The sequence below is a fragment of the Bacillus cereus group sp. BfR-BA-01380 genome, from assembly GCF_022663535.1.
GTDB lineage: Bacteria > Bacillota > Bacilli > Bacillales > Bacillaceae_G > Bacillus_A > Bacillus_A cereus_BB.
In genome coordinates, this window is sequence record NZ_JAKUFS010000014.1 from 88914 (window position 1) to 103480 (window position 14567).

The window sequence follows — 14567 nt, forward strand, 5'->3', positions numbered from 1 at the left end:
AAAGGTGATGTTCGATGAACATCACCTTTTTCATTATATATATTAAAATCCAAAAATACTTAAAATCATTTTACGTCGCTTTGGTTTTTCTTCTTGTTTTGACGCTGCGACTTCTGGTGTAATATAGATAGATTCTTTTCGTTTAAGTGCCGCTTCTAATTTTTCAATTTTTGTATGCATTTCTTCTAGTTCATTACGGTGTTGTAACAATTGATAGCTTACAACATCATCTGCCTTTTCTTGTAATTTTTCTTCTAGCCGATCTAATCGTAAGGAAATATGTTTTAATTCTTTTATAAATTGTTGCATTTCATTTGATGGTGCTGCTTCAGCAGCAGGATAGGAAGAGGGTTTATGTTCGTTACTTGATGTAGAGTGCTGAAATTCAAGCATTTGCTGTAAATCTTTTTCGTAAAAAACATAGTGTCCAAATTTATTCTTTTTTAATTCTAATCCAATTTGCTGCGCAAGGCGGATGACAGCTTTTGGACTAATATCTAACGTTTTGGCAATCATCGGCGTTTTATATTCCACAATAATCCCTCCTATGTCTTATTGTTAGAAGGTTTCGTGATAGCTTTTTTGTTCCCTGCATGCTTGACAAAAGAAGTGAGGAATCGGCAAAGAAAGTGCTTTTTCACAAAAATAATTTTTTTTAGGAAGGAAACATCTCGAAAATGAAAAAATTGTCTGTATATATCTATTGTAATTTTTCGATATCTGCCTCCTAGGCCCTGACCGCTTCTATGCATGGCCAGATGCTCTCGCCAGCTTAAAAAGAAAGAGGGTTTTTATGTCGATTTTTTGATTTGTATTTATATAATTTCAGTTGTTTCTCTTATTTGACGGAGAGTATAAGTTTCGTTATCATAAACGTAAATATCTTTTTTATGCATGCATATAATGTATAAAAGGTGATTGCTAGTGTAGAAACTTGTAAGATTGTTAGAGAAGTCTTTTCTTTAGAATAAAACAATTAGGAGGTGGCTTCCTTACTTACAAAGTGAGTAAGGAAACGTATTTGGACATATTTAGTATAAGTATGGTGATTGTTTTAATTGCCTTAACTGCTTTCTTCGTTGCGTCTGAATTTGCAATTGTCAAAGTTAGGAGCTCGCGCATCGATTATTTAATTGCAGAAGGAAATAAACGTGCAATTGCTGTGAAAACAGTCATTACAAACTTAGACGAGTATTTATCAGCGTGTCAACTAGGGATTACATTGACAGCGCTCGGCCTTGGATGGCTAGGAGAACCGGCGGTTAAACGTATGCTTGATCCGATTTTTATAAGATTGGAAGTGCCTCCCTCGGTGGCAACTGTCCTATCGGTTTTTTTAGCTTTTATGTTTATTACCTTTTTTCATGTCGTGGTAGGGGAGTTAGCTCCGAAAACGTTGGCAATTCAAAAGGCGGAAGGGATTAGCTTAGCAATTGCAAGACCGCTTATTTCTTTCTACCGACTTGCGTATCCGTTTATTTGGACATTGAATGGTTCCGCGCGTATTGTTACGAGAATGATTGGGCTTAAACCAATGCAGAAGCATGAAGCAGCGCATTCAGAAGAAGAGTTACGTATGCTTGTATCAGAGAGTTATAAAAATGGTGAAATTAATCAATCAGAATATAAATATGTAAATAAAATTTTCGAATTTGACGATCGAATTGCGAAAGAAATTATGGTTCCGCGTACAGAAATGGTAATTTTAGAAAAAGAACAATCTGTTATGGAAGCAATGAAAATGATGTCAAATGAGAAGTATACAAGATATCCTATCATTGATGGAGATAAGGATCATGTTATCGGTTTTGTAAACTTTAAAGATATTTTTACAGATTTTGTGAAACATGATGGTACAAATAAAGAAACTGTTGTACAGTATGCTCGTCCGATTATCCAAATTATTGAATCTATTGCTATTCATGATTTGTTTGTAAAAATGCAGCGTGAACGTACACATATGGCGATTTTAGTGGATGAATACGGTGGAACCTCTGGACTTGTAACAGTTGAAGATATATTAGAAGAAATTGTTGGTGACATACAAGATGAATTTGATACAGATGAAAAGCCAGAGATTCAGCGCATTAGCGAAACAAAAACAATTTTAGAAGGAAAAGTACTTGTTAGTGAAGTCAATACATTATTAGGGCTTTCAATTGACGATGGAGACGTGGATACAATTGGAGGTTGGATTTTAACAGAACATCTTGAAATTGAACAAGGTGATAGTATTGATATTGAAAATTATAAATTTCGTATTGTTGAATTAGATGGCCATTACATTAAGCAAATTGAAGTAACGAAGCAGCTTGCGGTGCAGCCTGTAGAAGTTGCAAAGCAACATGTCTCACTTCAAGAACAAGTCAGTTCATAACCTTTTCCTATATGGGGAGGTTTTTTGTTTATCATAAAGAATTCGCAAAAATACGCCCGGTTAGAAGTCGGGCGTATTTTGTCAGTTCATCTCTTGCTTATAAATCTCATCTTCCACATAAATATGTTCTTTGTCCACTGCTGTATCATGTGAGAGTACAAGTCCAATTGGTGTATTTGCATCTTTATTTTGTACAATTGTAAACGGCACTTGTTTTTCATTTGCTAATTTAATGTATTTAGATAAATGTGGATAAGCGATGCTACCGTTCACATACAATGTTAATCTTTGAGAAGAACCTATACCGTTTTTAATTTCTGTATATACGTTTGTTTGCATCACTTGCCCGATCGTTAACGCAATTTCTACACGTTCACGTAATGTGCCTAAAAACTTGTTACGCTCTTCAGGTTTGTTTTGTTTTTGTCCGTGAATGCCTTCTTGAAGATAGTCTTCCACATTTTTATTTACCATTTTTTTCACACCTTTCCTGTTTCTATTGTATGAAAAAAATGAAAAGGATGCAAAAAAAAATAATTTCACATACTATATTGAAAAATTTTATCAACATGAAATAACAAAATGTGACAATATTATCTTAACGAAAAATGTTTTTTGTGTTAATATTCAAAATATATAGGGTGTTTTTCGTATGGAAATGGAGGGAATGGGGGTTTTTCCGATCGATAAAGATATTAGTAAAATGTTTTGTACGTACTTAGAAATGAATAATCAGCTATTCGTAGAGAACTGGAAAAACAAAATTATTATTTCAGAAAATGATCCTTTTAGAAAAGAAATTGTTGAAAATGGAGAAAAATTGTTATCATTAATGATTGAGCTTATTATGAATGAGAAAGGTATTGAGCTTATTAGGCCATTATGTGAGAAGATTGCCATTGAGCGTGCGGGGGCAGATGCAAATATTGGCGACTTTGTTTATAATGCGAATGTAGGACGTAATGAATTATTTGAAGCAATGTGTGAATTAGATGTGAGTGCTCGTGAATTGAAACCAATCATGGCAAAAATACATATTTGTTTTGATCGTTTAATTTATTATACGGTTTTGAAATACTCAGAAATTATATCGAAAAATTTAGAGGAAAAGCAAAAATTCATTAACGAAACACATAAAGAGAGATTGACAATATTAGGGCAAATGTCAGCAAGTTTTGTTCATGAGTTCCGCAATCCACTAACATCTATTATGGGATTTGTAAAGTTGTTAAAATCAGATCAACCGCATCTTCCATATTTAGATATTATTTCACATGAGCTTGATCAATTAAACTTTAGAATTTCGCAATTTTTACTTGTGTCAAAAAAAGAAATGTGGAATGAAGCAGAAAGATTTTGGTTGAATGATTTATTTCATGATATTATCCAATTCTTATATCCGAGTTTAGTAAATGCAAATGTTTCTATTGAGAAAAATTTGTCGCACCCAATACCATTTATGGGATATCGAAGTGAAGTTAGGCAAGTGTTTTTAAATATCTTAATGAACTCTATTGACGCTCTTGAAGGAATGGAAGAAAGTAAGAGAATTGTTATTGATGTGTGCGAAGACGAAGAGTTAATACATATTCTTATTAAAAATAATGGACCAATGATTCCACCGGAAAATATAGAAACAATATTTGAACCATTTGTAACTACAAAAAAGTTAGGAACTGGGATTGGTTTATTTGTTTGTAAACAAATTGTGGAGAAACATAAGGGATCTATCACATGTAAGTCAACAGAAGAGTGGACAGAATTTCATATTTCGTTTGAAAAAGTAATATAGCATACAGTCAAATGTATGATGGTAGAGATGTGGATACTTGCACTGACAATCTATACAAATTGAAAACCCGCCTAAAAACGTCTTTCTTTTTAGGCAGAGCGAGGGCGTCTGGTCGTGTATAGCAGCGACATTTATGCCGGAAAATTAAAATGGATTTATATATTTTTTTAAGAAATGCCATAGTGTGGTAGTTTGTTACATTGAAAAACACACCGTTCTCATTTTGAACGGTGTGTTTTTTTGACTGTTGTCATATCAAAATGTGATGGATATAAAATGAGTTGCTGTTTTTTCATGCCGTTTTTATCCCGCTATTTGGGGGCAGTAATACTCCCACCTCAAAATTCAGCGAAAGCATTGTCAAGTTCCAGTGGCTAGAATGTTCGGTGGCTTCGCTTCTTCCTGCGAGGTAAAAAACACCTCTATGTCAGAAGCTCCATCCCTCTCGCATTTTGGACGAGCCACTTCCACATTTCTTTGTTGTCCAGCTCTAGCGGCTAGAATCTTCGGTCGTTTCGCCCCCTCGGACGAGGCACAAAGCGCCCCTCCGCCTTTCTTAAGAAGTTAGGTGGGAGATAAACTGCCCGTAAAAGCCCGATTGGTGAGGGCTAATAATCAGTGGGGGATGAAGAAAACCCCCACTGATTAAAGTTTCACTTTATTTAAAACTCAAATTTTTTATGTTTTGACACAAAAATTAAAATGCCCAATTACCTTTTCTAAAGATAGGCTCAAGTTTTCCATCCGATGTTTCGCCGTCAATATCGAGATTGGCAGATCCAATCATAAAATCAACATGAGTAATGCTATCATTTAATCCGTTTGCTCGAAGCCCTTCTTTGCTCATATTAATACCACCTTGAATACACATAGGAAGTGCACTGCCTAATGCGAGATGACAAGATGCATTTTCGTCAAATAATGTGTTGAAAAAGATAACGTCTGTATTAGAAATAGGTGAATTGTGCGGAACGAGCGCAACTTCTCCTAAATGCAGGGCTCCTTCATCTGTTTCCAGTAATTTTTTCAAAGTTTCATAGCCAGTTTCGGCTGAATAATCAATAACTTTTCCTTCACGGAAAGTCAGAGAGAAATCATTGATTAATGTACCGCCGTAATTTAAGGGTTTTGTACTTCTTACTACACCATTTACCCCTGTTTTTAATGGGACAGTAAATACTTCTTCTGTTGGCATGTTCGGTATAAACGGAGTATGTAATCTATTTTGAAATTGGGCACTTAACCATTTGTGGTTATCAGGTAGTTCAATCATTAAATCCGTTTTATCAGATTTGTAATGTAATTTTTTATACTTTCTCTTATTTAAATGACGCGCTTTACTATTTAATAATTGAATATGCTTTTGCCATGCTTGTATTGGGTTGTCATCAGTTACTCTTGTCGTTGTAAAGATAAGGTCCCATAATTTATTGACGCTTTCTTCGGCATTGAGTTCAGGGAAGATTTGCGAGGCCCATTCGATGGTTGGTACAGAGATAATTGACCAACTACATTGACTACTAATTCGGTATGCGTTAAATTCCTTCATGCCAGATGCATTTGTTTTCATAGCAATTGCTAGTCTTTCTGCATCAATGTCTTGAAGAAGAGTAGGATTAGACGCATTGATATATAAAAAAGCAGCATTGTTTTTCGCTAATTCAACAAGTCCTTTTGCTTTCCAGTGGGGGAATTCCTTTAAACCTTCTAGTGGTGAATGTAAGTATTTAATTAATGTTAAATCTTCATCGGAGTATTCGACATGGACATTTTTTGCTCCGGATTTATAGGCTTGCTTTGATAATTCACGAACTAAGCGAGAAGATGTAATAGGTGCATGGATAACGAGAGTTTGTCCTTCTTGAATATTAATCCCAACTTGTATAACTAATTGCGCGTACTTTTTTAAATTTTCTTCAAAATGAGTCATGAGCAACCTCCTGGAAATATATAGATTCCTATATAATTATAAAAGAAATTGAGTATTTTTTCTATTCTGTTTTTTATATTTACAGAATAATAAAATAACGAGATTGTATATTATAAAGGCTACCTTATAAAATTATATATATTCATTTTTATTTTTCGACATCTTTGTCTAGCTCTGGTCTCCTCCCTAAAAAGAAAGGAGGTTTTATATCGTTTTTTAACTTATATAGATATGATTATGTGTTTATGGGAAATTCAATTTGTCAAAAATAAACTTTCCAATTTTGGAGATTTATTTACATAACCAAGTGTAACAATCGTATAAATTTTATTTTCTTCAATTTTCACCTCAGGAATTGTTAATATAATGTTTTTTGTTCCTGCAGCAGCTATTTCTATATCTGCTACGCCAGGACTCACTTGTAAATAATCTGTTACTTCTTTAAATGAAACTTTTTCAAACAGTTTTTCCCCATCCTTTAACGCTACGTCTACTTGAGGTGCATCAGGAGATAAATGAACGAATCGTATTTTTGCTTGTCCGTATGGAAGAGGTGTATTATCAATTAGATTTAACAGTTGAAGTTTATCAACATTACCAACTGCGGCAAGAGTATATACATGATTTCCCATTACAGGAGCGAGAGTTGAAAAGATGGGAGTTTCCTCGCCAGCAGGTACGATATCAACCCGGTATTGTCCTTGTGTAAGTGAAAGATAGGGACTATACTGCTTAAACGAAATGTTTTTTACTACTTTTTGTCCATTTATGACAATATCAATAGCAGATGAATCAGGAGAAGCGTGTAAGATTCGAACGTAAGAGGGTAATGATTGCTCGCTTGAATATGGTAGTGATACACGGCTTTGCTCGTAAGCTTGTACAAATTGTTTCATCGCCTCATAGTGTCTTAAGTATACTTCCATATATTTTTGCGGACTTGTATATTTGTAATAACAAGCAAGTTGTTTATACATTGCAGCTTGCTGGGCATATTTTTCTACCTCAGATGAATTCATTGATTTGCCTCCCTCTATTATCATTATTACAACTATATGCATGTACAAGGAGAAGATATGCAAAAAAGGTCTTAAGTAGATGAAATCTCTAGCTAACCTGGAGATTTTTTTTATTTCTAGGCAAACACACATACAAAAAGATGTTTGTCCTACATATTTTGTAAATGTAAACTATTTTAAATGGATGTAAGGAGTGAAAAACTATGTGGGGTTACGGTGGAGGATATCCAGGTTCTGGCTGTGGGTATGGCTACGGTGGTTTTGGTGCTGGAGGCTGCGGTTTTGGCGCTGGAGGCTGTGGATTTGGATATGGATTTGCGATTGTTGTTGTGTTGTTTATTTTATTAATTATTATTGGAGCTACTTGCGTACGCTTCTAGTTATGCAGAAAGAGCGTCATGGTGAACCGATTAATAATAAAGTGAAATTTCCATCAGTGGGGAGCTTATCCCCCGCTGCTGGAAATCCTGCCCAATCGGGCGCATGCCAGCAGTTATCCTCCACCTAGCTTCTTTGCCTCTCTCAACCTTGAGGTGGGGGTTTTACTGTCTAGTAATGCGGGATAAATTAATCGGTTCTTTCTTGTTTTAAATGATTTTTTTATTGGGAATACATAAAAAACCTCGATTTTTTACGAACGTTAAAAAGTTGATGTTCGATATTGTTCGTGTATTGTGTTGACATCCCAAATGGAACATGATACCTTTAGTAAGGGTTTTCTAAGGAATGCAATGGGGGAATGAATAGATGAATACGAACTATGATGTAATTGTTGTAGGTGCAGGTCCTGCGGGAATTTTTGCTAGCTATGAAACAATTGGTAAAATGCCAGATGCAAAAGTGCTATTAATTGATAAAGGACATGATATATATCGACGTAATTGTCCGATTCTTCAGAAGAAAATAACGAAATGTCCGCCTGCTGCTGGAAAGAAAGGATATGCAGGATGTTTACCAGCCTGCTCAATCACAAATGGCTTCGGCGGAGCAGGAGCATATTCAGATGGGAAATTTAACATTACAAGTGAATTCGGTGGTTGGATGACAGATTATTTATCTCCATTGACAGTAATGGACTTAATCAAATATGTAGATGAAATTAACTTAGCACACGGCGCAACTACATCAATTACAGATCCATTAACGGAGGAAGTTCGTGATATTGAAAAACGTGCTTATGCAGCAGGGTTAAAACTATTGCGCGCACAAGTTCGTCACTTAGGTACAGAACAAAACTTAGAAATTTTAAAAAGCATTTTTGAATATTTAAAAGAGAAAATTGACATGGAATTTAAAGTGGAAGTAGACGACATCGTAACTGAAAAAGAAGAGAATGAACATACCATACGCGGAATTGTTTTAAAAGATGGAACAATACTATCTGCGAAAAAAGTAGTCATTGTACCAGGTCGGGATGGATCTGCTTGGCTCACAAAAATTATGAAAAAACGCCGTTTAAAAATGAGCACGAACCAAGTAGACATCGGTGTTCGCGTTGAAACTTCAAATATTGTGATGGAAGAAATAAATAAGCATCTCTATGAAGGGAAATTCGTATTCAACACATCTGTAGGAACGCGAGTACGCACATTTTGTAGTAACCCGTCCGGTCACGTCGTTGTTGAAAATCACTCTGGTATTATGACAGCGAATGGTCACGCGTACAAAGATCCTGCGCTAGGTAGTGATAATACGAACTTTGCGCTCTTAGTATCACATCAATTTTCTGAGCCATTCGATCAGCCGAACGAATATGCACATGAAGTATCACGCTTAGCAAATCGTATTTCAATGGGCGGGGTTACGGTACAAAAGTATGGAGACATCTTAAAAGGTCGCCGTTCTACACCGAAGCGTATTCAAGAAGGGTTTCTTGAGCCGACATTAAAAGAAGCAGTACCAGGAGACTTAGGTCTTGTCTTGCCATACAATACAATGAAAAGCTTAATTGAAATGACAGAAGCATTGAATCATGTCACACCAGGTATTGCATCTGAACATACATTATTTTACGGTGTAGAAGCGAAATTCTATTCCGCAAGACCAAAACTAAACGAACATTTTGAATCAGAAATTTCTGGCCTGTATTTAGGCGGAGACGGTGCTGGAGTCACACGCGGATTAGCACAAGCAAGCGCATGTGGTGTTCATATTGCTCGTAATATCGTAGAACACTTAACAACGAAAACAGAGAAAAGAGAAAAAGTTGTAGCGGGGTAATATATATTATAGAAGAAACTCGTCTTATCATAGGACGAGTTTCTTTTTATGAAAATTTTGTCTAAATTTGTTTGAAAGTATAGGAAACAAAATGAAGAAGCAAGAAGGAAATTCCTCGGAGTGTTGTCGAATTTTACACATTAGCAACATGTTTTCACTTCAAATGCTATTTTAGAAGAGAGGAGTAAGGGATTTTTAGTTGTTGGTTTCGTTTGGATGGGGAGGGATGTAGAGAGAACGTTGTTCACTTATCGATTGTTATTTCTGAAATTTCTTTCTATTTCGTTTTTTATGCATTTATTTTTATATTCTATAATAAAGGCTTTCTAATAGATTCACTGCTTAGGCAGAGAGTTCTTTTTTTTATGAAAGAAGAATCGATTTTCTACATACATATATATGAGTTGAAGAAACGGGGGTAACGTCATGCGTGATTACTTAATTAAGCCACTTGTTGGTCAACCGTATCCGATGATTTCACATGGGAAAGGTGTTTATTTATATGATCAAAACGGTAATAAATATTTTGATGGTTCGTCAGGAGCGATTACAGCAAGTATCGGACATGGTGTAACGGAGATTGCAGAAGTTATTAAGCAGCAAGCGGAGGAGATTGCCTTTGTATATCGTTCGCAGTTTACGAGCGAGCCGGCAGAGAAGCTCGCAAAAAAGCTGAGCGATTTAAGTATGGGGGATTTAAATTGGAGCTTTTTCGTGAATAGCGGTACAGAGGCAAATGAAACGGCAATGAAGGTTGCAATTCAACATTTTCAAGAGCGTGGTATTCAAGGGAAACATAAAGTTTTGTCGCGTTGGATGAGTTATCACGGAATTACGATGGGAGCATTATCTATGTCTGGGCATCCACTGCGTAGACAACGCTTTGTTTCCATTTTGGAAGATTATCCGACGTTACCAGCACCGTATTGCTTCCGTTGTCCAGTACAAAAGTTGTACCCGACGTGTCAGCTCTCGTGTGCAACAGAGTTAGAGCGATCCATTGAACGTATTGGAGCAGAGCATATTGCGGCATTTATTGCGGAGCCGATTATTGGTGCAGCTGGGGGAGCAATCGTACCACCAAAAGATTATTATAAGGTGATTAAGGACATTTGTGAGCATTATGATATTTTATTTATTGCTGATGAAGTTATGACAGGACTTGGCCGCACTGGGGCATGGTTTGCGATGGAACATTGGGGTGTTCAGCCAGATATTATGACGCTAGGGAAAGGGTTAGGAGCTGGATATACACCAATTGCAGCAACTATGGTAAGTGATCGCGTGATGGAACCAATTCTGCGTGGTTCTCGTTCTGTAATGAGTGGGCATACACTGAGTGCAAATCCACTTTCCGCAGCGACAGCTTTAGCGGTGATTGAATATACAGAGAAGCATCGTTTACCAGAAGCGGCTGCTGAAAAAGGAGAGTATTTAATCGCGGGACTGCAAAAGGTGCAGCAAGAATCGACAATTATTGCTGATGTACGTGGGAAAGGTTTTCTGATTGGAGTAGAATTGCAACCGTTTACAAAGGCATCTGAACTTATTTCGGTTGCAGCGAAAAATGGTCTTCTTTTATATCAAGCTGTATCGGGGCAAGCAGGTAAGGAAGATAGTGCATTGTTAGTTGCGCCGCCGCTTACGACTACATATGAAGAGCTGGATGAATTACTTCATATTTTTGCGAAAAGTGTAGAGGAAATGACGCAAAAAGGAGGGCATAGTATCGTATGACAACTATTACAAATACATTTGGAAAGTTAAAAACAATACAGGATGTTATACCATATTTTCATGATGAGATGACGCTTATGTTTGGCGGATTTGGAGGCATTGGCTCTCCTCCCTCTTTAATTCAAGCGATTTTAGATAAAGGAATTCATGATTTACATTTAATCGGTAACGATACTGGTTTTCCTGATGTTGGAATTGGCCGTCTTGTGACAAATGAGCGTGTAAAGTCGTTAATTACATCGCATATCGGTTCAAATCCAAATGCAGGACGGCAGTTAAATGAAGGAAGATTGCAAATTGAATTTTCCCCTCAAGGTACATTAGCAGAACGAATTCGAGCTGGAGGAGTCGGACTAGGTGGTGTTCTTGTTGATGTTGGGGTGGATACAATTGTAGAAGAAGGAAAGCGAACAGTTGAAATAAATGAGAAGACATATTTGATTGAAACCGCACTAACCGCAGAAGTGTCCATCGTGTTTGCAAAACAAGCAGATCCGTTTGGAAACCTCGTGTTTGATAAAAGTGCACGCAATATGAATCCACATGTCGCAATGGCTGGAGATATTACGATTGTAGAGGCTGAAGAAATTGTTCCTCTTGGGGAACTCGATCCAGAAGAAATTATAACGCCTGGTGTATTTGTTGATTATATCGTTCCATCGGGAGGAGTGAATTGGAAATGGGCATGGGAGTAGATGTTCGCAATAAAATTGCAAAGCGCGCTGCGAAGGAAATTCAAAACGGAATGATTGTGAATCTGGGGATCGGCATCCCATCTCTTATTCCGAATCATTTGCCAGATGATATACATGTTATGTTTCATGCGGAGAACGGCATTGTTGGTATGGGGCCAACACCGATAAAAGGGGAAGAGGACGAAAATTTATGTAATGCAGCCGGCCTGCCAACATCGATTATTGCTGGAGCTAGTTATTTTGATAGTAGCACAGCATTCGGGATGATTCGAAAAGGATTACTTGATATTACCATTCTTGGGTCACTGCAAGTAAGTGAAAAAGGTGACTTAGCAAACTGGATTGTACCAGGTAAGCGTGTACCAGGGATTGGTGGTGCCATGGATTTAGCACAAAAGGCAAAACGTGTTGTTGTTGTAATGAATCATGTTGATAAATATGGAAAATCAAAAATTGTTTCAGCGTGTACGCTGCCGCTTACATCAAAACGATGTGTGGACATAATTATTACAGATATGGCAGTAATGGAAGTAACGCCAGAAGGATTAGTGCTGCAAGAATTAATGAGTCCGTTCACAGTAGAAGATGTAAAAAAATGTACAGAAGCTACTTTTCATGTAAGTCCGTCTTTATTAGTGATTGACTGAAAGGAGATGTAACAATTGGAGCAATATAAAAAACAAGTGTGTGAATATATTGAAAGTCATGAAAATATGAGTGTGAAATTATTAAAACGTTTAATTCAAGAAAAAAGTACGAGTGGAGATGAAAGTGGTGCGCAAGCAGTTGTAATTGAAAAGCTGCGTGAGCTTGGTTTAGATTTGGATATTTGGGAGCCATCGTTTACGAAAATGAAAGATCATCCGTATTTCGTTTCACCGCGCACAAACTTTACTGATAGCCCGAATATTGTGGCAACTCTAAAGGGAAGCGGCGGCGGAAAGTCGATGATTTTAAATGGTCATATCGATGTTGTGCCAGAAGGAGATTTGAATCAGTGGCAGCATCATCCGTATGCAGGAGAAAAAGTTGGAAATCGTATATATGGACGCGGCACAACTGACATGAAAGGCGGTAATGTATCGCTCATGTTGGCGATAGAAGCAATTGTAGAAACAGGTATTTCTCTAAAAGGAGATGTATATTTTCAAAGTGTAATAGAAGAGGAAAGCGGCGGGGCAGGCACGCTTGCGGCACTTTTACGAGGTTACGAGGCAGATGGTGTGATTATCCCAGAACCGACAAATATGAAATTTTTCTCGAAACAACAAGGTTCAATGTGGTTTCGTTTATTCGTAAAAGGGAAAGCTGCGCATGGCGGGACACGTTATGAAGGTGTAAGTGCTATTGAAAAAAGTATGTTTGTTGTAGAGCACATGAGGAAGCTAGAAGAAAAACGAAATGAACGGATTACAGATCCGTTATATAAAGGAATCCCGATTCCAATTCCGATTAATATCGGGAAAATTGAAGGTGGCAGCTGGCCAAGTTCTGTGCCTGATTTTCTTACTTTAGAAGGAAGATATGGTGTTGCGCCAAATGAAAGTATGGAAGAGGCAAAAAAAGAATTTGAAAATTGGGTAGGGCAGTTAAATCAGGTAGATCCATGGTTTACAGAATATCCAGTAGAAGTGGAATGGTTTGGCGCACGATGGGTTCCTGGTGAATTAGAAGAAACACATCCGCTTATCACGACGCTAAAGGATAATTTTGTACATATTGAAGGTACAGAGCCAATTATTGAGGCATCACCGTGGGGAACAGATGGAGGGTTATTTACACAAATCGCAAATATTCCAACGATCGTATTTGGTCCAGGTGAAACGAAAGTCGCACATTATCCAAATGAATATATTGAAATTGATAAAATGATTGCAGCAGCAAAAGTTATTGCATGTACACTGCTAGATTGGTGCGAGGTGGACAAATGAAATATTACGAAGAATTTGCAGAACAGACGAAGTACTATACAGTAGAAGGCACGTTAGATTATTTTAATAAACGCATTCGAGTTGACCATTATAAGGGAAATGTCGAACAAGTAATGAATAAAGTTGAAGAACTCGCAAACTCTCATTCTTTCACGAAATTAATTATAAAAGGAAAGAGAGAGCACGTTTCTGAGTGGCTCTCTCTTGGCTTTATACTAGAAGCAAGTATTCCGCAATACTTCCAGGGGCATGATGCACATTTTATGGTGAAATATCGGGATGATGAACGCCGAAATAGTGTGCAGTGGGTGAAGGAAGATGAAATTGTAAGTGGTGTAATTGCGAAGAAAGTAATAGAAAAAGAAATACCAGCACAGTTTGTTTTGCGAAAAGCAACGGAAGAAGATGCAAAGCAGCTTGCAGACGTATTTGGAAAAGTATTTGAGATCTATCCAACACCTTTAAATGAAGTCGATTATATTGTGAAAACGATGAAGGAAGATACAATTTATTACGTGTATGAAACGGAAGGAAAGATTATAAGCACCGCTTCAGCAGAAATAAACGTAAAAGAAGGAAATGCAGAATTAACAAATTGTGCAACAATACCAGAGTATCGGAAGCATGGTTTTATGAAAAGTTTACTGATGAAGTTAGAAGAAGAACTGCAAGAGAGAGGTATTTTTTGTTCATATACAATCGCACGTGCACTTTCATTTGGTATGAACGCAGCGTTTTATCAGCTTGGATATACGTACACAGGCCGGCTCGCAAATAACTGTTATATTTTTGATAAGTTAGAAGATATGAACGTTTGGGCGAAGGATTTATCACGTATTTAGTAGATCGTATAAGAGAGAAATAAA

13 protein-coding genes are annotated in these 14567 nt (G+C 37.0%); 9 read left to right on the forward strand and 4 right to left on the reverse strand.

What is annotated here, in order from left to right; genetic code table 11:
* Positions 1–42 precede the first annotated feature (42 nt).
* Positions 43–534: a chromosome segregation protein gene (locus MR076_RS14540; RefSeq protein WP_242221711.1), complete on the reverse strand. Its 492-nt coding sequence runs from the start codon at positions 532–534 to the stop codon at positions 43–45.
* A 487-nt stretch (positions 535–1021) separates the two neighbouring features.
* On the opposite strand from MR076_RS14540, the gene MR076_RS14545 reads away from it, so the two are divergent.
* Positions 1022–2377, forward strand: coding sequence for a hemolysin family protein (locus tag MR076_RS14545; RefSeq protein WP_242221713.1), 1356 nt, complete (start codon positions 1022–1024; stop codon positions 2375–2377).
* Between the two features lie 81 nt (positions 2378–2458).
* Here MR076_RS14545 and MR076_RS14550 read toward each other — a convergent pair whose 3' ends face one another.
* On the reverse strand, positions 2459–2851 hold the full coding sequence (locus tag MR076_RS14550) for a YueI family protein (RefSeq protein WP_242221715.1): 393 nt from the start codon (positions 2849–2851) through the stop codon (positions 2459–2461).
* A gap of 178 nt (positions 2852–3029) precedes the next feature.
* Between MR076_RS14550 and MR076_RS14555 the strand changes: the two genes are divergently transcribed.
* Positions 3030–4169, forward strand: coding sequence for a BA2291 family sporulation histidine kinase (locus tag MR076_RS14555; RefSeq protein ID WP_242221718.1), 1140 nt, complete (start codon positions 3030–3032; stop codon positions 4167–4169).
* A 697-nt stretch (positions 4170–4866) separates the two neighbouring features.
* Here MR076_RS14555 and MR076_RS14560 read toward each other — a convergent pair.
* Both MR076_RS14560 and MR076_RS14565 read right to left on the reverse strand, forming a co-directional pair.
* The gene (locus MR076_RS14560) at positions 4867–6099 is read right to left on the reverse strand and encodes an aminopeptidase (protein WP_242221719.1); all 1233 of its coding nucleotides are present in this window, start codon (positions 6097–6099) and stop codon (positions 4867–4869) included.
* Between the two features lie 254 nt (positions 6100–6353).
* Positions 6354–7118 carry a DUF4397 domain-containing protein gene (locus tag MR076_RS14565; RefSeq protein ID WP_242221721.1) on the reverse strand — a complete coding sequence of 255 codons (765 nt, stop codon included), beginning with the start codon at positions 7116–7118 and terminating at the stop codon, positions 6354–6356.
* Between the two features lie 203 nt (positions 7119–7321).
* On the opposite strand from MR076_RS14565, the gene MR076_RS14570 reads away from it, so the two are divergent.
* The 7 genes from MR076_RS14570 (at position 7322) to ablB (ending at position 14543) form a co-directional block, all read left to right on the forward strand.
* A complete protein-coding gene (locus MR076_RS14570) occupies positions 7322–7498 on the forward strand; it encodes a YjcZ family sporulation protein (RefSeq protein ID WP_242221724.1) in 177 nt (58 codons plus the stop codon).
* Between the two features lie 367 nt (positions 7499–7865).
* A complete protein-coding gene (locus MR076_RS14575; protein ID WP_242221727.1) occupies positions 7866–9338 on the forward strand; it encodes an NAD(P)/FAD-dependent oxidoreductase in 1473 nt (490 codons plus the stop codon).
* Positions 9339–9764: 426 nt separating this feature from the next.
* A complete protein-coding gene (locus MR076_RS14580) occupies positions 9765–11075 on the forward strand; it encodes an aspartate aminotransferase family protein (RefSeq protein WP_242221729.1) in 1311 nt (436 codons plus the stop codon).
* Positions 11072–11770, forward strand: a complete 699-nt coding sequence (locus MR076_RS14585; RefSeq protein ID WP_242221731.1) for a 3-oxoacid CoA-transferase subunit A — start codon at positions 11072–11074, stop codon at positions 11768–11770. The genes MR076_RS14580 and MR076_RS14585 overlap by 4 nt, the downstream gene beginning before the upstream one ends.
* Positions 11755–12417, forward strand: a complete 663-nt coding sequence (locus MR076_RS14590; RefSeq protein ID WP_242221813.1) for a CoA transferase subunit B — start codon at positions 11755–11757, stop codon at positions 12415–12417. The genes MR076_RS14585 and MR076_RS14590 overlap by 16 nt, the downstream gene beginning before the upstream one ends.
* Positions 12418–12432: 15 nt before the next feature.
* Positions 12433–13701, forward strand: coding sequence for a peptidase (locus tag MR076_RS14595; protein WP_242221733.1), 1269 nt, complete (start codon positions 12433–12435; stop codon positions 13699–13701).
* Positions 13698–14543 carry a putative beta-lysine N-acetyltransferase gene (gene ablB / locus MR076_RS14600; protein ID WP_242221735.1) on the forward strand — a complete coding sequence of 282 codons (846 nt, stop codon included), beginning with the start codon at positions 13698–13700 and terminating at the stop codon, positions 14541–14543. The genes MR076_RS14595 and ablB overlap by 4 nt, the downstream gene beginning before the upstream one ends.
* The last annotated feature ends 24 nt before the right edge of the window (positions 14544–14567 follow it).